Here is a 19,016-nt window from a genome sequence, read left to right as displayed (position 1 = left end):
GATTATTACTGATTTGTGACAGCGGCTGATCGGGCGCATATTGCGCAGCAAGACACTCACATATCTCCACTTTTCGGAAGACTCCTCGAATGCAACGCCGTCCTGGCTTTAGATTTTCTCGATATAGGTGGCCGCAATGAGCGTAGCGGCGAAAGCCGGCACGCCCCGCCCCGACCGCGCCCGGGCGACGCGGACGCTGACGGTGACCGGGCTCAACCACGCCCTGCACGACGGCTACACCGATCTGATCTACGTGCTGCTGCCGATCTGGCAGGCCGAATTCGCGCTGGGCTACGGACTCCTGGCGCTGCTGCGCGGGCTCTATGCCGGCGCCATGGCGGGCTTGCAGATTCCGGTCGGGCGCATCGCGGAGCGGATCGACGGCAAGATCATCCTGATCGCCGGCACGGCGCTGTCGGCGCTCGGCTACATGTTCGCCGGATTGTCCGGCGGCGTCATCGGACTTGGCCTCGCGCTCGCATTGTCCGGCGCCGGCTCGAGCACGCAGCATCCGATCGCATCCGCCGCGGTGTCGCGCGCCTATGGCGCCGGCGCACGCGGGCCGCTCGGCATCTACAATTTCACCGGCGATCTCGGCAAGGCGGCGATCCCGGCGCTGACCTCGATCCTGCTCGTGATCATGTCATGGCGGCACACGCTGCTGGTGATCGCCCTGGCAGGCTTGCTGGTCGCGATCTGCATCGCGTTCTGGATGCCCTCGGTCGGCAAGGGCGCCGAGCACAAGGCCGCCGGGGCTTCACGCCACGACGGCGACGGCAGTGGTTTTCCCTGGCTGCTCGCGATCGGCATTCTCGACACCGCGGTGAGGATGGGTTTTCTCACCTTCCTGCCGTTCCTGTTGCGCGACAAGGGCGCCGCGCTGCCGACCAACGGCCTCGCGCTGGCGCTGGTCTTCATCGGCGGCGCCGCCGGAAAATTCACCTGTGGCTGGCTCGGCCAACGCGTCGGCACGCTGCGCACCGTGCTGATCACCGAAGGCGGCACGGCAGCGCTGATCGTGGCCGTGCTGCTGTTGCCGCTGGCGCCGGCCATCGTGCTGCTGCCGCTGCTCGGCGTGATGCTCAACGGCACCTCCTCGGTGCTCTACGGCACGGTGCCCGAGCTGACGCCGGAGCATCAGACCGAGCGCGCTTTCGCGCTGTTCTATACCGGGACCATCGGATCGGGCGCGATCGCGCCTGTCCTCTACGGCCTGCTCGGCGACGCGCTCGGCCCGACGCTTGCCACCACGGCAACCGCGCTCACGGCACTGGCGATCTGTCCGCTTGCAATGGTCCTCGCCCGGCATCTCGCCGACGAAGCGACGGCGTGACGCCGCACATGCCCAAGCCCGTAGCCCGGATGAAGCCAACGGGTCGCGCGAATGCGCGCCCGATGACAGGCTCCGCGCAATCCGGGACCGCTGCTTGTTGCTTGCGTGACCCCGGATTGCGCTTCGCTCCATCCGGGCTACTTAAGCATTGGTCTCACGGAGCATCCCAATGACAAGCACGCATAAGGCCTGGCGGCTGCACGCCCACAACGATCTTCGCTTCAAGGATGTCGCAACGCCCAAGCCCGCGCCCGATGGCGTCGTGGTGCGGATCGAGGCCGGCATGGTGCTGTCCTATACCAACAGACTGCTCTCCGGCGCGCTGCCCTACAGCCTGCCGCCGATGCCGTTCGTGCCGGGCACCAACGCGATCGCGCGCGTCGTCGCCACCGGCGACAACGTCACGCATGTGCAAAGCGGCGACCGCGTATTCCTCAGCCCGCATCTGCGCGGCGACGTGCCGGATCGCGATCCGCCGCAAATCCTGATCGGCCTCACCGCCACGGTGACGACGCCGGAGGCGCTGGCGTTGCAGGCGCGCTGGCGCGACGGCGTGTTCGCGGAGATCGCGCACTGGCCGGCCGCCTGCGTCACGCCGCTCGCCAATCTCGACGACCGACCCGCGACCGAGCTGATCGGGCTCGCCAAACTGATCGTGCCGTTCGGCGGCTTGCAACGCAGCGGCCTGCGCGGCGGCCAGACGATCATCGTCAACGGCGCCACCGGCTATTTCGGCTCGGGCGGCGTGATGCTCGCGGTCGCGATGGGCGCGGGCCGCGTCGTCGCCGTCGGACGCAAGCAGGCCGCGCTCGACCAGTTGCGCGACGCATTCGGCCCGCGCGTCATTCCTGCCCTCGTCACCGGCGATTCCACAGCCGACCTTCAGATCATCCGCCGCGCGGCCGGCGGCAGCGCCGATGTCGCGCTCGACCTGCTCGGCGCCGCCAGCAGCACGTCCACCACGCTGTCGTCGCTGCGCGCGCTCCGGCGCGGCGGCCGGATGGTGCTGATGGGCAGCGCCGAAGTGCCGCTCGAGCTCTCGTTCCGTGAGATGCTGGCCAACGACTGGGAGGTGGTCGGGCAGTTCATGTACGACCGCACCGCGCCGGGCCAACTCGCCGGCCTCGCCGCCGAAGGCCTGCTGGATCTGCGCAAGATCAGCGTCGCGGCCTTTGCGCTCGCCGACTTCCGCCGCGCGGTCGACGCCGCCGCGATGATGCAGAGCCTCGACCTCACGGCCGTGGTGCCGTAACCAGAGGCATGACACCGCAAGAGACCCCAGCCCAGACGGCACACTGGCGCGCCACCGTGCTGACCCTGTTCCCGGAGATGTTTCCGGGGCCGCTTGGCGTGAGCCTGGCCGGCAAGGCGCTGGCCACGGGCCTTTGGGCGCTGGAGGCGCGCGACATCCGGGCGTCGGCGACCGACAGGCATCGCAGCGTCGATGACACCCCGGCCGGCGGCGGCCCCGGCATGGTGCTGCGGGCCGATGTGCTGGCGGCAGCGATCGACGCCGCTGCCGTCGCACCTGACCGCCCGCGCCTGCTGATGAGCCCGCGCGGTCGGCCATTGAGCCAGGGCCAGGTCGCACAGCTTGCGGCCGGGCCCGGCCCCCTGATCGTCTGCGGGCGCTTCGAGGGTATCGACCAGCGGGTGATCGAGGCCAGAGGCCTCGAGGAGGTCTCGATCGGCGATTATGTGCTGTCCGGCGGCGAAATCGCCGCGATGGCGCTGATCGACGCCTGCGTCCGCCTGCTGCCGGGGGTGATGGGCAAATTGGCCTCGGGAACCGAGGAGAGTTTCTCCGAAGGACTACTGGAATACCCCCAATACACCCGTCCGCAGGAGTTCGAGGGCCGCCAGATCCCGGAAATCCTGATTTCCGGCGATCACGCCAAGGTCGCGGCCTGGCGGCTGGCCCAATCCGAGGCCCTGACGGCGGCCCGCAGGCCCGATCTCTGGGCCCGGAAGGCCGGCCAAAAAGCCGCTCCGCGCCGGACAAAAAACACGACAGACGGGTGACAAACCCTGCGCTTTGCCTTATAGGCACGGCCTAATCCGCACACGCGCAGGATAGATGGACGTTTGCGCAGCCCCCATACAGGCTGGGCGCGCCGCCGATGGAGATTTCGATGAACCTTATTCAGCAGCTCGAAAAAGAGCAGTTCGACAAGCTCGCCGCCACCAAGACCATTCCGGAATTCGGTCCCGGCGACACCGTCATCGTCAACGTGAAGGTTGTCGAAGGCGAGCGCACCCGCGTGCAGGCCTATGAAGGCGTTTGCATCGGCCGTTCCGGCCAGGGCCTCAACGAGAGCTTCACCGTGCGCAAGATCTCCTATGGCGAAGGCGTCGAGCGCGTCTTCCCGGTGATGTCGCCGATGATCGACTCGATCAAGGTCGTGCGTCGCGGTAAGGTGCGTCGCGCCAAGCTGTATTACCTGCGCAACCTGCGCGGCAAGTCGGCCCGCATCGTCGAGAAGCAGGACCGCCAGACCGCCGTCGGCGAGTAATCCATCCCGCAAGGGTTTTGACGAAAAGCGCGGGGCTGGCCCCGCGCTTTTTTGTTGCGGCATACCTATCTGATGGACAGGCCCGCGCATCGATCGATTGTCGCGGGCGCGAGCCCTGTGTTAGAAATTTAGAATGGTTCCGGATCAAGCAAGCCAGCGCTGCCCAAGTCAGATCTGCCAGCGCGTCGTGATCGACGATCGCTCGCGGCTGCCCGGCCGCTTCTTCGGGCGCTTTGCGACATCGGCAACGTCTGAGCTTAGACGCGCAGCGTAACGCTGCCTGGACGCTGTCGCCTGCTCGCGCGCTTGAGGCGCGCTCTACACCATTCACCACTGAATTTCTTCTGGAGCTGAAGCTCATGTCCAAACCGACCACGCTGTACGACAAGATCTGGAACGACCATCTGGTCCACGAGGCAGAGGACGGCACCTGCCTGCTCTACATCGATCGCCACCTGGTGCACGAAGTGACCTCGCCGCAGGCGTTCGAGGGGCTGCGCGCCGCCGGCCGCAAGGTGCACGCGCCCGAGAAGACGCTCGCCGTCGTCGACCACAACATCCCGACCACGGATCGCTCCAAGCCCAATCCCGACCCCGAGAGCATCGAGCAGATGCGGGTGATGGCGGAGAACGCCAAGGAATTCGGCATCGAATATTACAACGAGTTCGACAAGCGGCAGGGCATCGTCCACGTCATCGGCCCGGAGCAGGGTTTTACGCTGCCCGGCACCACCATCGTCTGTGGTGACAGCCACACCTCGACGCATGGCGCGTTCGGTGCGCTCGCGCACGGCATCGGCACCTCCGAGGTCGAGCACGTGCTGGCGACGCAGACGCTGATCCAGAAGAAGGCCAAGAACATGCGCGCGATCGTCGACGGCAAATTGCCCGAAGGCGTGACCGGCAAGGACATCATCCTGGCGATCATCGGCGAGATCGGCACCGCCGGCGGCACCGGCTACGTGCTGGAATATGCCGGCGAGGCGATCCGTGCCCTCAGCATGGAAGGCCGCATGACGGTCTGCAACATGTCGATCGAAGGCGGCGCGCGCGCCGGTCTCGTTGCACCCGACCAGAAGGCGTTCGACTTCCTGCGCGACCGTCCGAAGTCCCCGAAGGGCGCCGCCTGGGATGCCGCGATGCGCTACTGGGAGACGCTGCGCTCCGACGAGGGCGCGCATTTCGACCACGAGCTGCGGCTGGACGCTGCAAAACTGCCGCCGATTGTCACCTGGGGCACGAGCCCTGAGGACGTCATCTCGGTGACCGGCTTCGTGCCCGACCCCGACAAGATCGAGGACGAGGCCAAGCGGCTCTCCAAGCACCGCGCGCTGAAATACATGGGCCTGACCGCCGGCACCAAGATCACCGACATCAAGCTCGACCGCGTCTTCATCGGCTCCTGCACCAACGGCCGCATCGAGGATCTGCGCGCCGCCGCCAAGATCGCCGAGGGCAAGACCGTCAACGCCAACGTCAATGCGATGATCGTGCCGGGCTCGGGCATCGTGAAGGAGCAGGCGGAAGCCGAAGGCCTCGACAAGATCTTCGTCAAGGCCGGCTTCGAATGGCGCGAGCCGGGCTGCTCGATGTGCCTGGCGATGAACCCGGACAAGCTGAAGCCGGAAGAGCGCTGCGCCTCGACCTCGAACCGCAACTTCGAGGGCCGTCAGGGCTTCAAGGGCCGCACCCATCTGGTGTCGCCCGCGATGGCCGCGGCGGCCGCGATCGCCGGCCACTTCGTCGACGTCCGCGACTGGCGGTAAGGCAAGCACCAGATTCTTTTTGACGCGTTTTCTTCACGCGAACCGGGGCCACTTCGCTCGAAAACGCTATTGCTTCGCCTCAAGCTCGAGCCGTTTCGGAAACGGCTCGTTAACGGGACGCACGCACACTGCCTCCTTGCGAAAACAAGTCTTCGCAAGGAGCGCCTGCCGTGGCCGATAAACCCGAATTCGTCGACATGATCAGGGAGGCGACGCGGCAGAAGCGCCGCCGCGCTGCGCCACGCATCATCGATCCGCTTCCCGAGGTGAAGGAAACCTCGCGCCTCAGCCACTGGCCGCCGGACCGCTGGACGCAATGGCGGATGGAAAACCTGACGCCGTGGAAGATCAAACCCTGGAAGCTGAAGAACTGGGACTAGAGCCTTTCCCGTTCCGACAGAATCGGAACGGGGCTCTAGAATCTTGTGTTGGCGCGTTTTCCTCACGCGAACCGGTATCCACTTCGCTCGAAAACGCTCCAGCGCGCCCGCGACGCGGGGCGTCACCTAGGGCGCGTACTCATAAATTCGTCAGTTCCGCTTTTGAACAGTCCGCTCGGACCGATCAGTTCACTCCAACCAGCGCCTTACAGACCTCCCGGCTGGCCTCTTGGAATAATTTGACGGCACCTCCGGCCCGTCGCCCCTTCAAGGTGATTGAGGCTATCGGGGCGGAAGTATCGCCAAGATCGACGTTCAGCGCGCGCAGCCATGCGCTACTCGATCGCATTCTGAGTATCTGCATGGGCAATAGGGTTATAAACCGGCTGCTCGCCAACAGATTCAACCGCATGTAGATTGAGATCGTGGTGACGGTCGTTGGCGGAAGCGGCAGGTTATGTCGCCGAAACAGCTCGGCGCCGGTACGCCCCAAAAAAGTATCGGGTGGCGAGAGCGTCCATTGCTCTTGCATAATGTCTGCGAGCTTCAACTTCTTGCTCGATCGCAGCAGCGGATGCCGTCGCTCCGCCATCACCGCGAGGGAGGATTTAAACAGCACCTCCGCGGACAAATCGTCGGCAGCCGGCAACGGCGACCAGCGCGTTATGGCCAAATCAAGCATTCTCTGGCGCAAAGCGTGCTCCAGCGCATCCCGATCACCTATCGTGATATGATACCTGATGCCTGGATATCTGCGGACGAGATGTCCGATAATTTCTGTAACGATAGCGGTGACCGGCTCGGTTGTACCGATCGCAATGAGCCCTTGCGCCGGATCTGACCTTTGCACAATGTCGGTAACACCTAGCTTTATTTCGTCGAAGACGACGCGCGTCCTATCGACAAGAAGGCGACCGCACTCGGTGAGTTCAACTCCGCGCGAAGTGCGATCCAGCAGCGTAGCTCCGACGGCATGCTCCATATCGGTGATAGCTTTGGAAATCGCCGGCTGCGACAACCCGAGACGGCGAGACGCCTTGGCCATGCTACCGACCTCTGCGACGGTCTGCAGCGTATGCAGATCCTTGAGGCGCAGGCGCCGGCCGATGCTTTCGTGCCACTGCATGGGTATTCACCTCACGTTATAGCCCGATAGGAAAATGCGATTTCGGGTTATAGCGTTGTTGCTTCAGAATAGCGAGATGGAAAGCCGGCCGGATCATCTCATTGCTGTCCCAAGCACATGGAGAACGCCATGCAGCTTTACTCGCGTCGCGCCATACTGGCCGGATTTTCGGCTCTGGCTGTTCCGCTACCCGTTATTGCTGCCGACCAGCCGCTGAAGATCGTGTTTCCATTCGCGCCTGGTGGGTCGGGAGATTCGATCGCCCGGCTGTTTGCCGAGCAGCTTCATACCAGGTTCGGCAAGGTGGCGATTGTAGGGAACCTTGCTGGCGCTGGCGGGCGCATCGGCGCCCAGGCAGTCAAGAATGCCGCACCCGGAGAGGAGGCAGTGCTGTTTGCTTCCGCTTCGCAATTCACGCTTCAGCCGCATCTCTTCAGGAGCCTGGGATACGATGCAGACCGCGACTTTGTGCCCCTTTCGCAGGCGATGACGGTCGATCTGGCTCTGGCGGTCAGCGGGAAGCTGCCCATCCATTCAGCGCATGAGCTCATCGACTGGATCAAGGCCAATCCCGCACAGGCCGTGTACGGCTCGCCCGGAGCAGGTACAGCACCTCATTTCATCTGCGGCGAGTTTGGCCGGATCACAGGCCTTAACATGCGCCACACGCCGTACAAGGGTACGCCTGCTGCCCTCCCGGATGTGCTGGCCGGCCGGGTCCCGATGTATATGGCGTTTCTTTCTGAACTCCTGGAGCAACATGGGAGCGGTGGCATACGCATCATTGCCACCGCGGCCGCTGCGCGGTCTTCCTTCCTGCCCCAGACTGCAACTCTGAAGGAGAGCGGGATCGATATCGACGCGGCCGGGTGGTTCGCATTCTATGCGCCTGCCCATTCCTCGCGTCAGTTCGTTGAGCGCCTGGGAAAGGAGATCGTTGCAATCGCAAGCGATCCCGAAATGCGCGCAAAGATTCATGCCATGGGATGCGAGCCGACAGGAACGACATCGGACGAACTTAAACATATCCAGCGCACCGAGTTCGAACGCTGGGGACCGATCGTCAAGGCGTCGGGATTCCCGATCGAAGACTAGGGCGGCACATGACCACCAATCCACCCGAACGGTTGTTGGACCTTGTTCAATCGCACCGCGTGACCGCAGTGATCTATGTCGCTGCCCGGCTGGGGCTCGCCGAGTTGCTGCGCGACGGACCACGAACGGTCGACGAACTCGCGAGTCGAACCCACACGGACCGGGACGCGCTTGCGCGCTTGCTCGTCGCTCTCTCGACCGTCGGCATCTGCTCCCGCGTCGGCGAACGCCGCTACTTGCTAACCGAACTGGGGACGGGACTCGACGGTGCTGCGGGACGATCATTCAAGAACTGGGTCATTTTTGAAGGCTCCATGCTGACCAAGAGGTGGGATGGTCTCCTGGATTCGATCATGTCGGGCAAGACGGCTTCCCAGCTTCAGGACGTCGAGGACAATTTCGACTTGATGGCGCGCTCGCCAGAGCATGTGCGGATATTCAATGAAGCCATGACAGACCTGACACGGCTGGTCACGCACGATCTACTTGAGGCCTACGACTTTGGCGCGATCTCCCACTTGACGGATGTCGGAGGCGGCTCGGGGGAGCTCATGGGCGCGGTGGCGAGGGCATATCCAGCCATCAAAGGAACGGTCTTCGATCTGCCGAGGTGCGCCGACGCCGCCAATCAGTGCTTCGAGCGCCTCGGCATCTCCGACCGCGTCGGCTTCGTTGCAGGCGATTTCTTTCACGTGGTGCCTGCAGTGGCCGATGCGATCATCTTGAAAAGCATTATTCACGACTGGGATGATGAGCGCAGCCGCATCATTTTGGGAAACTGCCGCAAAGCACTTCCCCAAAAAGGCAGACTGCTATTAGTCGAACGTGCGATGCCGGAATTGCCCGGCACCGATGACGCGGGCAGGTCGTGCGCGATGAGCGATTTAAACATGCTGCGCGGACCAGGTGGACGGGAACGGACGGAAAGGGAATATTGTCGGCTCCTGACCGAGAGTGGCTTCCGTCCCATCGCGGTTCTCCGCGCCGGCCGCTTTAATCTGACCGAGTCGCGGCTTTGTTGAGACTTGGAAGTGGTTTACTTTGCTCGCTTCCAAGTCACATCGACATTCTCTCCGCTCGGAGGGCGAATGGTCAGTGTGAGTTGATCCCCAGTGATCGCAACGAAGCGCTTCTGATCTGAGCCGTTCCAGTTGGGAAAGGAGCTACCTTCAACATGGATTGCGATGCTACGGTCTGCTTCATTCACGGTGTACGTCCCGAAGTAGGTCTGGGTCCCATTAGCTGTTGTTTCATTCTCTTCCGGAGTACCGTGCCAAAGCGCATTGCTTTTGTATTTGGCGCGGTCTGGACGCATGACCGTGATGATGTACCGCCCACCTGCATCAAAAATGGCCATACCCGCTGGGTTCTCTCCGAATTGCCGTAAGGGGGTGCCATCATTTTTCTTCTGCTCCCAGGACGCCACGATCCATGTCCCGACGAGGCCTTCTTTCATCGATGGCTGCTGACCGGCGCTATTTGCATGCATGGACAGCCCGAAAGCCGCGACCATGCACGCTCCGAGAACTCTACGGTGCTTCCTCATGTCTCATCCGCCTTTCAAGTCGCCAAATTACAGGAATCTAGGCTTGTGAGGGACTGGTTTCCTCGGGTCATTTTCGACGCATTTGGCAGAAATTGAGAACTGGTTGATGTCCGCTCCTATCCATAAGCGCCGTACCAGGAGCGGGCCAGGATCGTTGCGCCTGGCCCGACTGCCGTGATTCAAACTCCTGAACTGGAGGCTCGAATCATGCGCTACTCGCGGACCATGAATGGAATGCCATCAAGCCGATGCTACCGAACAAGCCGCGTGGCGTTCGTCGGGTGAATGACAGACGGGTCCTGAATGGCATCTTCTGGGTCCTCCGATCAGGAGCACCTTGGCGTGATCTGCCAACGGCGTTTGGCCCATACACCACTTGCTACAACCGCTTCGTCAGGTGGCGGCGGTCCGGTGTTTGGGGCCGCATCATAGAAGCGCTTGCCGCTGCTCATGATGCCGCTGTTCAGATGATCGACACCATTGTCCGCGTGCATCAGCATGGAGCCTGCATCACTAGGAATCAGCGCCAATCGATGGGAAGGTCCCGCGGCGGGTTGACGAGCAAAATCCATGCGGTGGTCGATGGCAATGGTCTGCCAATAAGGCTGGCGCTGAGCCCGGGTGAAGCCCATGACGTTCGACTTGCCGGAAAACTGCTGTCTCGTCTACTGGGTCGTCATGGCATCGGCCGCAGATTTCGCCGCGGGCACGGTGCGCGGGCTCGCCAGCGACAGCGCTTCGGCGCGCTGCTGCGAAGTGATCGACAACGCGAAGACCGCAGCCGCCGCAACACCGAGCCGGCGCAGCAATCCACGCCGCTGATAGCTCTCCCTCATCACAGAACCTCCCTGACAACAGCAACGACAGCCGCGCAGCATCGCAGCCGGTCTCATTGCGTTGATTGCAGTCGCTCCCGGCATGACGCTAGAAACCGGCGAGTGAATGCGCCATGAACACGCACACCAAACGGTGCGGCGAAAAGTCCGGGAGGGAGTTCAGTGACCGTCTATGTGATCGTGCAACTGAAGATGACCGATCGCGCCGCCTATGATCGCTATCAGGCGCGCTTCTTCGACGTGTTCAGGAAGTTCAACGGACGACTGCTGTCGGCCGACGAACACCCTGCGGTGCTTGAAGGCAGCTGGGATCGCGACAAGCTGGTGCTGATGTCGTTCCCCGACGAAGCCGCCTTCCGCGCCTGGTCGGAATCACCCGACTACGTCGAAATCTCCAGGGATCGCAAAGCAGGCGCGCAGGGCATCGTGCTGCTCGCGAAGGGCTTCGCACCTTGATGCCGGCGGCCGGTTCCAGCGTGAACCCTTTGCTAAGGGTTGCTGGCTAGGGTTAACCGACAATCAATCAGAAAATTCAGGACTTCTTCCGTTTCCACGGCACGGCCGCCCAGGCCAGGCCGTGGCATCGTGTCCTCACATATGGCTGGTCGGCCGGGTGGGCCGATGGATTTCAGCAGCCTTATCGTGGGACCAGAAATGACCCTCAAGTTTCAGAATTTGCCGATCATCGCCAAGATCGCAGTGCCCGCGGCCATTGTCGCCCTGGTCGCGATCGGCATCGTTGTCGAGGCCTCGCTGGCTCTCAGCCATCTGGCGGTGACCGCCTCCGACCTCGTCGACGGCAACGCCCGCCGCGTCGAGTACAGCCTCGAGGCAGAGAGCAATTTCAACAGCGCAGCCGTGAGCGAGAAGAACGTCATCCTCTCTGCCTCCGACCGCAGGGCGACCGACTCCAATATCGAAGCCTACACCAAGGCGACGGACGCGACGCTCGCAGCCGTCGACCGCCTGGCGTCCGTGACGTCAGACGCCGCACAGCAACAGCTGATCGAGACGCTGCGCCGCGCGGTCAAGGACCGCCGCGAGGCAAGTGCCAAGGTGTTCGAGCTGGTGACCGCGGACAAGGTAGAGGACGCCTTCGCCTATTCGCGCAATGTCGCGGCCAAGCATCGCCAGACCGCGATGGAGGCGGTCGCCAGCCTGATATCAGCCAATGTGAAGGACATGCAGGCCGCGCGTGACCAGGGCGTCGCCTCCGCCGACCAGACCCGGCTCGTGCTGCTGTTCGGCGCCGCGGCCGGGCTGCTCTGTGGCTTCACCATCCTGGCCTGGATCGCATTCAGCCAGATCGCGCGGCCGCTGTCGCGCATGACGGAGGAGATGGCGAAGCTCGCCGAGGGTGATCTCGACATCACTGTTGCCGGCGACGACAGGAGCGACGAGGTCGGTGGTCTCGCCAAATCGCTGCGCGTATTCAAGGAGAATGCGATCACGGCGCGCCGCCTCGAAGCCGAGCAGCGCGAGGAGCAGTTGCACAAGGAGGCCCGGCAGCGCGCGGTCGAAGGTCACATCGCGACCTTCGACAACCAGATCTCCGAGGCGCTCAATGCCCTGACCGCGGCCTCGACCGAGATGCACGCCACGGCTGGCAGCATGTCGGCAACCGCGGAGGAAACCAGCCGGCAGGCGACCTTCGTCGCCACCGCCTCCAACGAGGCCTCGGCCAATGTCCAGACCGTTGCGGTTGCGACCGAGGAGCTGCACGCCTCGATCAGCGAGATCACGCGCCAGGTGACGCACGCGGCCGAGACGGCAAGAGCGGCGGTGGACGAGACCGACCGCACCAACGCGACCATCGAGAGCCTTGCCGCGGCGGCACAGCGGATCGGCGAAGTGGTCTCACTGATCCAGAACATCGCGTCACAGACCAATCTGCTGGCACTGAACGCAACGATCGAAGCCGCCCGCGCCGGCGATTCCGGAAAGGGCTTTGCGGTCGTCGCCAATGAGGTGAAGGCGCTCGCCACCCAGACCGCCAAGGCGACCGAGGACATCTCCTCGCAGATCGCCGCGATCCAGCAGGAAACCGGCCACGCTGTCGACGCGATCAGGACGATCGGCGGCACCATCGGGCGCATGAGCGAAATCGCGGCCGCAATCTCCGCGGCCGTCGAGCAGCAGAGCGCCGCAACCCGCGATATCGCGAAGAACATCCAGGAAGTCTCGCGAGGCACCAGCGAGGTGTCGGCAAATGTCGGCAGCGTCAACGAGGCCGCTACCGAAACCGGATCGGCGGCTACCCAGGTGCTGACGGCCGCCGACGATCTCAGTCATCAATCGGCAACGTTGCGCGGCAACGTCAATGCCTTCCTGGACAAGATCCGCGCGGCCTGACCGGGTCAGGCCGCATCAGTTCGCGAAGCGGCGCGCGCGGAGCCTCACCAGAACGGGCCGAACCCGAAGCCGAAGGTGAAGGGCGCCGGCGCAGCATACGGATACGGCCGATAGTCATACGGCCGCCCGTAATAATAGGAGTTGTACGGCCGATAGTAGGAATAGGGCTGGTAGTATGGCCGGTAACCGCGGTGATCGTGGCGGCGATGGGCGTGGCGATGATGGCGCTGCGCGCTGAAGTCGGTCGCCTGGCCCGCCTGCCGCTGCGGGGTCGCGGCCTGCGCCTTGCCTGAAGCCGCCGCGGTTGCCGATGCCGGCGCCGTCAATGCCAATGCACACGCGAGCGCCGCGACACCGATCCATCTCATCATGATCAACTCCTGCAGATTGCGATCAATCTCATCTGGCGCGCGCGAATCTGCCGGTTTGATGGCTGATAATGACGACAGGCCCGCTGCTCACGGGCCTGTGTCTCGACTGCGCTGATACGTCGCGCGATCAGCGGCGCCAATGGCGACGATGGCCCCAGCCACGGTGATGTCCGCGATGCCAGCCACGATGCCAGCCGCGACCATAGCGTACCTGCGTGGTCTGGCTCGCGTTGTCCTGAACCGTTGCGGCGGTGCCCGGCGTGGCGAGCGACATCGCGCTCGCGCGCTCGGCCGGCGCCGCCAAAACCAGCACGGCACCGACGGCCGCAAGCCCCAGAACCTTCATCACCTTCATGAGTTGTCTCCTTGATCCCTTGAGGTCACGTCTTGCAACGACGATTGGAGTTTCGAATCGACCCCCGTTGCCGCGACGCAGATCGCTAGCAGAATGCGGACGACGTGAATGGGAAGTGAATGACTGCGCCACGATCATGAATGCCGCTGGCGCGCACAGGTTCCGATTGACCGCGTCATTTTTCGCGCAGACGCGCGAAACCCGGCATAGACTATGGTCGTATCTCGCGTGCTCTCTGTTGCAGGAGATTGCCGTGACACAGACAGGCACACGCCGGCGGTTGCTTCGAGCCGGCGTTGCGACGTTCGTTGGTTCCATCACGCTGGCCGATGTCGCGCTCGCTTCGCAAGGACCAGGCGGCGGCATGGGAACGGCAAGCCATCTCACGCAATTGCTGATGGCAGTTGTGGTCTATGGAACGTCAGGTGTTGTCGCGGTTGCCGCGATGATCGGTGCGGCACGTCGGCGGGCGCGCAGCTAGCCTGGCCGCCAGAAGCAATTCATGCGCGGCGTGATCACCGTGCCGCTCGGCCGGTGCTCCTGCACATAGGTCGCGGTGCATTCGCGCACAGCGTTCGGACCGGGATTGTAGCGCGGGATCACATCCGGTTCCCAATGATCGGGCCGCGACCGGTAGACCGGCACGCGCCTCAGGCGGCGGCGCTCGGCGACGCGCTGATGCGCAACGGGTGCCGGCTCACCTATCCGCGCTTCGGCTGCCGCGCTCTGCGCGCGCGCCTCTCCTGCCGAGAGCGAGAACCCGACTGATGCCGCCAACAGCGCTGCCGCCACGATCCGTTTCATCACGCCACCCAAGCCCCAATCTTGAGCCCCTATTATTGGGCAGCACGGTCTCCCATCGCATCGCCAAGGTCAACTGCGCTGGCGTGGCCTGAGGCACTCGCGCTAAAGGAGTGGCATGTGGACCACAGAAAAAGCCCCCTCGCTCGCCGAGATGGAGGCCATGGCGCACGAGGTTTTCGAGCGCCTGCCCGCGACGTTCCGGGCCCTCTGCGAGGGCCTGATCATCCGTGTCGACGACTTCCCGACCGACGAGGTGCTCGACGAGATGCAGGCCGAAAGCGAGTTCGACCTGCTCGGCCTGTTTCACGGCATCGGCCTGCCGCAGCAGAGCCATGGCGACGTGGCCCGGCTGCCCAACCTGGTGTGGCTCTACCGCCGGCCGATCCTGGACTACTGGGCCGAGCACGACGAGACCCTGGGCCATATCGTCCGCCACGTGCTGATCCATGAGATTGGCCACCATTTCGGCCTCTCGGACGCCGATATGGAGGCGATTGAGGCCGATGCGGGCTAGCCCTGCAGAAATCGCCCTTTTACCGCTGTCACATTCGCGATAGATATCCGGCCCTACCCCCACTTTTGGCCCGGAAGAGCACCGATGGACAAGTTCACCACGCTGGAAGGCGTCGCGGCACCGCTGAAGATCATCAATGTCGACACCGACATGATCATTCCGAAGCAGTACCTCAAGACCATCAAGCGCACCGGCCTTGGCAAGGGGCTTTTTTCCGAGCAGCGCTACAAGGATGACGGCAGCGAGAACCCGGATTTCGTGCTCAACCAGCCCGCCTATCGCAGCGCGAAGGTGCTGGTCGCCGGCGACAATTTCGGCTGCGGCTCGAGCCGCGAGCACGCGCCTTGGGCGTTGCTCGACTTCGGTATCCGCTGCGTGATCTCGACCTCGTTCGGCGACATCTTCTACAACAACTGCTTCAAGAACGGCATCCTGCCGATCCGCGTGTCGCAGGAAGACCTCGACAAGCTGTTCGACGATGCCGAGCGCGGCGCCAACGCGACGCTGACCATCGACCTCCCCAACCAGGAGATCCGCGGTCCCGACGGCGGCAAGGTCAAGTTCGAGATCGACCCGTTCCGCAAGCACTGCCTGATCAACGGCCTCGACGACATCGGCCTGACGCTGGAAAAGAAAACGTCGATCGACAGCTACGAGGCCAAGCTTAGGGAACGTGCCTGGGCCTGAGGCTCGGCGTATCGTCGCGCCCCGGTGCCCTCAGGCGCCGGGGCTTTTCTTTGCCAAGTCGCTTTCTCACAAACCTGCTGATGACTGACGCGCATGCTGCCTGACATCGTCACCTTCTGGCACGGCTCGATGGACGCGCTGCGCCAGACCTGCCTGCGCTCGCAGCTGGCGGCAGGCCACAAGGTGACCGTCTACAGCTTCGATCCGATTCCCGGCCTGCCCGACGGCGTCGGCAACGCCGAGGCCGAAGCGGTGTTGCCGCACGCGTTCTCCGAGAAGCTGCGTCCGGCCGAGCGCGACGGCTCTTGGCGCGACTGGACCATCCTGCAATTCAGCGACTTCTTCCGGATGCGGCTGATGGCGCAGCGCGCCGGCGTCTGGCTCGACGCCGATGTGCTGTTACTCAAGCCGGTCGCGATCGACCCGGCCAAGCCCTATTTCGCCTGGGAACGGCCGCGGCAGCTCGGCAACTCCGTGCTGTATCTGCCGCCGGACGATCCGATCGTGCGCGCCTTCGAAGCGCTGATGAAACAGGACGAGCTGACGCCGGACTGGCTGGCGCTGCGTCACCGCCTGACATTTGCGATGCGCAAGCTGCGCGGCAAATCCCACCGCCTCTCCGACATCCGCATCGCGATCTACGGCCCCGCCGCGCTCACCGCGCTGGCGCGCCGCGAAGGCGAGTTGCAATACGCGCTGCCGAAGCAATCGTTCTACGCAGTGCATGCCGAGCCGAGACTGTTCTTCGAGCCGTCGGATTTTTCGAAGTACCTGAACGATCCCGCAATCATCGGCCTGCACATTTCGCCGAAAGGCCGCGGCAAGGAGGCGCCGATCCCGGGCAGCCTCTATGCGTGGGCGGCGGAGAAGTTTGCGGCGTGATGCAACTGCTGCACCCTCTCCCCTTGTGGGAGAGGGTGGCTTCGCGAAGCGACGCCGGGTGAAGGGTTCTCTCCACACGGGCGATTTCGCAAGCGGAGAGAACCCCTCATCCGGCGCTTCGCGCCACCTTCTCCCACAAGGGGAGAAGGGAAGAATCTTCGCTGAATCAATGTCCCATCGCCGCGATCGCGTCCGCGATCGCGATGGTGCGCTTCGCCATCTCGGCGTGCAGCCGCTCCACCATGCGGCCCTCGAGCTGGATCGCGCCGCGCGAGGCGTTTTCCGGCAGTTGGAAGGCGGCGATGATCTTGCGGGCCTCAGTGACCTCGGCCTCCGGCGGCGTGAAGATCGCGTTGCAGGCATCGATGTGACTCGGATGGATCAGCGTCTTGCCGTCGAAGCCGAGATCGCGGCCCTGCGCGCACTCCTCGGCGAAGCCGTCGACATTGCTGATGTCGCCATAGGGCCCATCGAGGATCTCGAGCCCATGCGCGCGGGTCGCCAGGATGCAATGCGTGATCATCGGGATCATCGCCGCGCGCCCCGGCCTCATCCGGATCCGGGTTTCGCGCGCAATGTCGTTCGGCCCGAACACGAAGCCGGCGAGCCGGGTCTCGGAATCCTTCGACGCGGCCGCGAGCTTGTCGGCATCGAGCACCGCGCGCGCGGTCTCGATCATGGCCCAGACCCGGATCGAGGCCGGGGCATTGATATCGCTCAGGCGATCGGCGACGGCGTTGAGATCGTCGACGGTGGAAATCTTGGGAACCAGGATGCCGTCCGGCTGCGCCTTGCCGGCCATCGCGATGTCGTCGACCCACCAGGGCGTGTCGAGCGCGTTGATGCGGATCAGCACCTCGCGCTTGCCAAAGCCTTTGGCGGCAACCGCCTTGGCGATCTGCTCGCGGGCCACCGCCTTGGCGTCGGGCGCAACGGAATCTTCCAGATCGAGGATGATGCCGTCGGCCGGCAGCGTGCGGGCCTTCTCCAGCGCCCGTGCATTCGATCCCGGCATGAACAACAGGCTGCGGCGCGGACGGGTCATCGGCATTCTCCTCGGGGCTTCGGCTCTGCCGGTCCAAGTTTTGGGCATCGGCCGGGAACCATTTCAACGCTGCCGTATCATTTCAGGCCGTACCCCGAAAGTCTTGTTCCCGTCACCGGCATGTGGTTAGCCAGAGGCCATGAAATTCTTTCCGAAGCAGTTGATCGACGGCTACCGGACCTTCGCGACCCAGCGGCTGCCGACTGAACAGTCGCGCTACAAGGACCTGTCGGAGCGCGGCCAGTCTCCCGAGACCATGGTGATCGGGTGCTGCGATTCCCGCGTCTCGCCGGAAGTGATCTTCGATGCCGGCCCCGGCGAATTGTTCGTGGTGCGCAACATCGCCAATCTGGTTCCGGTCTATCAGCCGGACAGCAACGCTCACGGCGTCTCGGCGGCGCTGGAATACGCCGTGACGGTGCTGAAGGTGAAGAACATCGTGGTGCTGGGCCATGCCCAGTGCGGCGGCATCCGCGCCTTCGTCGACAAGATCAAGCCGCTGACGCCGGGCGACTTCATCGGCAAATGGATGCAGATGTTCATCAAGCCGGGCGAGGTCGTCGAGCAGCGCGCGCATGAGAGCATGCAGGATTTCGTCACCCGCATCGAGAAGGCCGCGGTGTTCCGCTCGCTGGAGAATTTGATGACCTTCCCGTTCGTGCGCGAACGGGTCGAGAGCGGCGAGATGCAGTTGCACGGCGCCTATTTCGGCGTCGCCGAGGGCTCGCTGTTCGTGCTCGACAGGGTCGCGAAGGAATTCATCAGCGTGCGGGAAGCCCTTCAAAAGAGCGAATAGCGAATGGCGAGTGGCGAATAGGGAAGCCCTACTCGCCATTCGCTACGCACAATTCGCGAGCTTCATTCGTGATCGTTGCCCCAGCGATCGGAGATCGCGAGCAAGAGCGCCGAGATCACGAACACCAGGTGCACGGCGACCAACCAGGTCATCCGCGTCGCATCGAACGCGGAATCGATGTTCAGGAACGCTTCCAGCACATGGATCGCGGAGATCGCGACGATCGAGGCCAAAAGCTTCTGCTTCAGCCCGGCAAAATCGATCTTGGTGATCCAGATCGGCCAGTTCGGATTGCCCGACGTGTCGATGCGCGAGACGAAGTTCTCGTAGCCCGAGAACACCACGATCAGGATGAGATTGGCGACCAGCGTGACGTCGATCAGCGCCAGTGCATCGAGGATGACTTCGGTTGATTTGTAGCCGGACGCATGCAGCACGAACTCCCAGAGCATGCGCGCGAATTTCAGCAGCAGCACCGCCAGCGCCACGACCAAGCCGACATAGAACGGCGCCATCAGCCAGCGGCTGTTGAACAGCACATATTCGAAGCCGCGCATGAAGCGCGGCGTCGCGGGGTTGGATGGGACGGGAGCCGACTGTTCCGACATGGTTAGG

General features: G+C 63.6%; 23 protein-coding genes. 16 read left to right on the top strand and 7 right to left on the bottom strand.

What is annotated here, in order from left to right; translation table 11 throughout:
• Positions 1 to 136 precede the first annotated feature (136 nt).
• From ACVINW_RS12070 to ACVINW_RS12045, 6 genes are all read left to right on the top strand, one after another.
• The gene (locus tag ACVINW_RS12070) at positions 137 to 1,333 is read left to right on the top strand and encodes an MFS transporter (protein ID WP_456751495.1); all 1,197 of its coding nucleotides are present in this window, start codon (positions 137 to 139) and stop codon (positions 1,331 to 1,333) included.
• A gap of 169 nt (positions 1,334 to 1,502) precedes the next feature.
• Positions 1,503 to 2,585 (top strand): zinc-binding dehydrogenase, encoded by a 1,083-nt coding sequence (locus tag ACVINW_RS12065; protein WP_456751494.1) that lies wholly within the window; start codon positions 1,503 to 1,505, stop codon positions 2,583 to 2,585.
• Positions 2,586 to 2,593: 8 nt separating this feature from the next.
• Positions 2,594 to 3,355, top strand: coding sequence for a tRNA (guanosine(37)-N1)-methyltransferase TrmD (gene trmD, locus ACVINW_RS12060; protein WP_456751493.1), 762 nt, complete (start codon positions 2,594 to 2,596; stop codon positions 3,353 to 3,355).
• A 110-nt stretch (positions 3,356 to 3,465) separates the two neighbouring features.
• Positions 3,466 to 3,846: a 50S ribosomal protein L19 gene (rplS, locus tag ACVINW_RS12055; protein WP_021078824.1), complete on the top strand. Its 381-nt coding sequence runs from the start codon at positions 3,466 to 3,468 to the stop codon at positions 3,844 to 3,846.
• Between the two features lie 359 nt (positions 3,847 to 4,205).
• Positions 4,206 to 5,612: a 3-isopropylmalate dehydratase large subunit gene (leuC, locus tag ACVINW_RS12050; protein WP_456751492.1), complete on the top strand. Its 1,407-nt coding sequence runs from the start codon at positions 4,206 to 4,208 to the stop codon at positions 5,610 to 5,612.
• A 170-nt stretch (positions 5,613 to 5,782) separates the two neighbouring features.
• Entirely contained in the window at positions 5,783 to 5,992 is a 210-nt protein-coding gene (locus tag ACVINW_RS12045; protein WP_456751491.1) for a hypothetical protein, read from the top strand.
• A 184-nt stretch (positions 5,993 to 6,176) separates the two neighbouring features.
• Here ACVINW_RS12045 and ACVINW_RS12040 read toward each other — a convergent pair whose 3' ends face one another.
• A complete protein-coding gene (locus ACVINW_RS12040; RefSeq protein WP_456751490.1) occupies positions 6,177 to 7,118 on the bottom strand; it encodes a LysR family transcriptional regulator in 942 nt (313 codons plus the stop codon).
• A gap of 129 nt (positions 7,119 to 7,247) precedes the next feature.
• On the opposite strand from ACVINW_RS12040, the gene ACVINW_RS12035 reads away from it, so the two are divergent.
• Both ACVINW_RS12035 and ACVINW_RS12030 read left to right on the top strand, forming a co-directional pair.
• Entirely contained in the window at positions 7,248 to 8,213 is a 966-nt protein-coding gene (locus ACVINW_RS12035) for a tripartite tricarboxylate transporter substrate-binding protein (protein ID WP_456751489.1), read from the top strand.
• 8 nt (positions 8,214 to 8,221) lie between these two features.
• Positions 8,222 to 9,235: a methyltransferase gene (locus ACVINW_RS12030; RefSeq protein ID WP_456751488.1), complete on the top strand. Its 1,014-nt coding sequence runs from the start codon at positions 8,222 to 8,224 to the stop codon at positions 9,233 to 9,235.
• A 14-nt stretch (positions 9,236 to 9,249) separates the two neighbouring features.
• Here the strand turns inward: ACVINW_RS12030 and ACVINW_RS12025 are convergent, their stop codons facing one another.
• The gene (locus tag ACVINW_RS12025; RefSeq protein WP_456751487.1) at positions 9,250 to 9,726 is read right to left on the bottom strand and encodes a lipocalin-like domain-containing protein; all 477 of its coding nucleotides are present in this window, start codon (positions 9,724 to 9,726) and stop codon (positions 9,250 to 9,252) included.
• Positions 9,727 to 10,007: 281 nt separating this feature from the next.
• Here ACVINW_RS12025 and ACVINW_RS12020 point away from each other — a divergent pair, with 281 nt between their 5' ends.
• The 3 genes from ACVINW_RS12020 to ACVINW_RS12010 all read left to right on the top strand — a co-directional run bounded on the left by ACVINW_RS12020 (position 10,008) and on the right by ACVINW_RS12010 (position 12,947).
• On the top strand, positions 10,008 to 10,712 hold the full coding sequence (locus tag ACVINW_RS12020; protein ID WP_456751486.1) for an IS5 family transposase: 705 nt from the start codon (positions 10,008 to 10,010) through the stop codon (positions 10,710 to 10,712).
• Between the two features lie 45 nt (positions 10,713 to 10,757).
• Entirely contained in the window at positions 10,758 to 11,051 is a 294-nt protein-coding gene (locus ACVINW_RS12015) for a DUF1330 domain-containing protein (protein WP_456751485.1), read from the top strand.
• 198 nt (positions 11,052 to 11,249) lie between these two features.
• Positions 11,250 to 12,947, top strand: coding sequence for a methyl-accepting chemotaxis protein (locus ACVINW_RS12010; RefSeq protein ID WP_456751484.1), 1,698 nt, complete (start codon positions 11,250 to 11,252; stop codon positions 12,945 to 12,947).
• Between the two features lie 44 nt (positions 12,948 to 12,991).
• On the opposite strand, the gene ACVINW_RS12005 is transcribed toward ACVINW_RS12010, so the two are convergent.
• Positions 12,992 to 13,318, bottom strand: a complete 327-nt coding sequence (locus ACVINW_RS12005) for a hypothetical protein (RefSeq protein WP_456751483.1) — start codon at positions 13,316 to 13,318, stop codon at positions 12,992 to 12,994.
• A 127-nt stretch (positions 13,319 to 13,445) separates the two neighbouring features.
• Positions 13,446 to 13,673 carry a hypothetical protein gene (locus ACVINW_RS12000; protein WP_456751482.1) on the bottom strand — a complete coding sequence of 76 codons (228 nt, stop codon included), beginning with the start codon at positions 13,671 to 13,673 and terminating at the stop codon, positions 13,446 to 13,448.
• A gap of 253 nt (positions 13,674 to 13,926) precedes the next feature.
• Between ACVINW_RS12000 and ACVINW_RS11995 the strand changes: the two genes are divergently transcribed.
• Positions 13,927 to 14,154 (top strand): hypothetical protein, encoded by a 228-nt coding sequence (locus ACVINW_RS11995; RefSeq protein ID WP_456751481.1) that lies wholly within the window; start codon positions 13,927 to 13,929, stop codon positions 14,152 to 14,154.
• Here ACVINW_RS11995 and ACVINW_RS11990 read toward each other — a convergent pair.
• Complete coding sequence (locus ACVINW_RS11990) at positions 14,151 to 14,477, bottom strand: hypothetical protein (protein WP_456751480.1); 327 nt, start codon at positions 14,475 to 14,477, stop codon at positions 14,151 to 14,153. The two genes, ACVINW_RS11995 and ACVINW_RS11990, sit on opposite strands and share 4 nt — an antisense overlap.
• Before the next feature lie 115 nt (positions 14,478 to 14,592).
• Between ACVINW_RS11990 and ACVINW_RS11985 the strand changes: the two genes are divergently transcribed.
• From ACVINW_RS11985 to ACVINW_RS11975, 3 genes are all read left to right on the top strand, one after another.
• A complete protein-coding gene (locus ACVINW_RS11985) occupies positions 14,593 to 14,991 on the top strand; it encodes a metallopeptidase family protein (protein ID WP_456751479.1) in 399 nt (132 codons plus the stop codon).
• Between the two features lie 84 nt (positions 14,992 to 15,075).
• Positions 15,076 to 15,678 carry a 3-isopropylmalate dehydratase small subunit gene (leuD, locus tag ACVINW_RS11980; protein WP_456751478.1) on the top strand — a complete coding sequence of 201 codons (603 nt, stop codon included), beginning with the start codon at positions 15,076 to 15,078 and terminating at the stop codon, positions 15,676 to 15,678.
• Positions 15,679 to 15,771: 93 nt separating this feature from the next.
• Entirely contained in the window at positions 15,772 to 16,560 is a 789-nt protein-coding gene (locus ACVINW_RS11975) for a hypothetical protein (RefSeq protein WP_456751477.1), read from the top strand.
• Between the two features lie 166 nt (positions 16,561 to 16,726).
• Here ACVINW_RS11975 and ACVINW_RS11970 read toward each other — a convergent pair whose 3' ends face one another.
• A complete protein-coding gene (locus ACVINW_RS11970) occupies positions 16,727 to 17,605 on the bottom strand; it encodes an HpcH/HpaI aldolase/citrate lyase family protein (RefSeq protein ID WP_456751476.1) in 879 nt (292 codons plus the stop codon).
• 139 nt (positions 17,606 to 17,744) lie between these two features.
• Between ACVINW_RS11970 and ACVINW_RS11965 the strand changes: the two genes are divergently transcribed.
• On the top strand, positions 17,745 to 18,401 hold the full coding sequence (locus tag ACVINW_RS11965) for a carbonic anhydrase (protein ID WP_456751475.1): 657 nt from the start codon (positions 17,745 to 17,747) through the stop codon (positions 18,399 to 18,401).
• Positions 18,402 to 18,463: 62 nt separating this feature from the next.
• Here the strand turns inward: ACVINW_RS11965 and ACVINW_RS11960 are convergent, their stop codons facing one another.
• Positions 18,464 to 19,009: a TIGR00645 family protein gene (locus ACVINW_RS11960; protein WP_456751474.1), complete on the bottom strand. Its 546-nt coding sequence runs from the start codon at positions 19,007 to 19,009 to the stop codon at positions 18,464 to 18,466.
• Between the last annotated feature and the right edge of the window lie 7 nt (positions 19,010 to 19,016).

This window comes from Bradyrhizobium sp. USDA 4461 (assembly GCF_054055655.1).
The sequence above is the reverse complement of the archived record's forward strand: the minus strand, read 5'-3'. Positions and strand labels throughout refer to the sequence as shown.

What these genes read in the sequence shown, in the direction of transcription:
- ACVINW_RS12070 (WP_456751495.1), top strand. Translation starts at nt 137, where the DNA reads ATGAGCGTAGCGGCGAAAGCCGGCACGCCCCGCCCCGACCGCGCCCGG.
- ACVINW_RS12065 (WP_456751494.1), top strand. Translation starts at nt 1,503, where the DNA reads ATGACAAGCACGCATAAGGCCTGGCGGCTGCACGCCCACAACGATCTT.
- trmD (WP_456751493.1), top strand. Translation starts at nt 2,594, where the DNA reads ATGACACCGCAAGAGACCCCAGCCCAGACGGCACACTGGCGCGCCACC.
- rplS (WP_021078824.1), top strand. Translation starts at nt 3,466, where the DNA reads ATGAACCTTATTCAGCAGCTCGAAAAAGAGCAGTTCGACAAGCTCGCC.
- leuC (WP_456751492.1), top strand. Translation starts at nt 4,206, where the DNA reads ATGTCCAAACCGACCACGCTGTACGACAAGATCTGGAACGACCATCTG.
- ACVINW_RS12040 (WP_456751490.1), bottom strand. Translation starts at nt 7,118, where the DNA reads ATGCAGTGGCACGAAAGCATCGGCCGGCGCCTGCGCCTCAAGGATCTG.
- ACVINW_RS12035 (WP_456751489.1), top strand. Translation starts at nt 7,248, where the DNA reads ATGCAGCTTTACTCGCGTCGCGCCATACTGGCCGGATTTTCGGCTCTG.
- ACVINW_RS12030 (WP_456751488.1), top strand. Translation starts at nt 8,222, where the DNA reads ATGACCACCAATCCACCCGAACGGTTGTTGGACCTTGTTCAATCGCAC.
- ACVINW_RS12025 (WP_456751487.1), bottom strand. Translation starts at nt 9,726, where the DNA reads ATGGTCGCGGCTTTCGGGCTGTCCATGCATGCAAATAGCGCCGGTCAG.
- ACVINW_RS12020 (WP_456751486.1), top strand. Translation starts at nt 10,008, where the DNA reads ATGCTACCGAACAAGCCGCGTGGCGTTCGTCGGGTGAATGACAGACGG.
- ACVINW_RS12010 (WP_456751484.1), top strand. Translation starts at nt 11,250, where the DNA reads ATGACCCTCAAGTTTCAGAATTTGCCGATCATCGCCAAGATCGCAGTG.
- ACVINW_RS12005 (WP_456751483.1), bottom strand. Translation starts at nt 13,318, where the DNA reads ATGATGAGATGGATCGGTGTCGCGGCGCTCGCGTGTGCATTGGCATTG.
- ACVINW_RS12000 (WP_456751482.1), bottom strand. Translation starts at nt 13,673, where the DNA reads ATGAAGGTGATGAAGGTTCTGGGGCTTGCGGCCGTCGGTGCCGTGCTG.
- ACVINW_RS11990 (WP_456751480.1), bottom strand. Translation starts at nt 14,477, where the DNA reads ATGAAACGGATCGTGGCGGCAGCGCTGTTGGCGGCATCAGTCGGGTTC.
- ACVINW_RS11985 (WP_456751479.1), top strand. Translation starts at nt 14,593, where the DNA reads ATGTGGACCACAGAAAAAGCCCCCTCGCTCGCCGAGATGGAGGCCATG.
- leuD (WP_456751478.1), top strand. Translation starts at nt 15,076, where the DNA reads ATGGACAAGTTCACCACGCTGGAAGGCGTCGCGGCACCGCTGAAGATC.
- ACVINW_RS11975 (WP_456751477.1), top strand. Translation starts at nt 15,772, where the DNA reads ATGCTGCCTGACATCGTCACCTTCTGGCACGGCTCGATGGACGCGCTG.
- ACVINW_RS11970 (WP_456751476.1), bottom strand. Translation starts at nt 17,605, where the DNA reads ATGACCCGTCCGCGCCGCAGCCTGTTGTTCATGCCGGGATCGAATGCA.
- ACVINW_RS11965 (WP_456751475.1), top strand. Translation starts at nt 17,745, where the DNA reads ATGAAATTCTTTCCGAAGCAGTTGATCGACGGCTACCGGACCTTCGCG.
- ACVINW_RS11960 (WP_456751474.1), bottom strand. Translation starts at nt 19,009, where the DNA reads ATGTCGGAACAGTCGGCTCCCGTCCCATCCAACCCCGCGACGCCGCGC.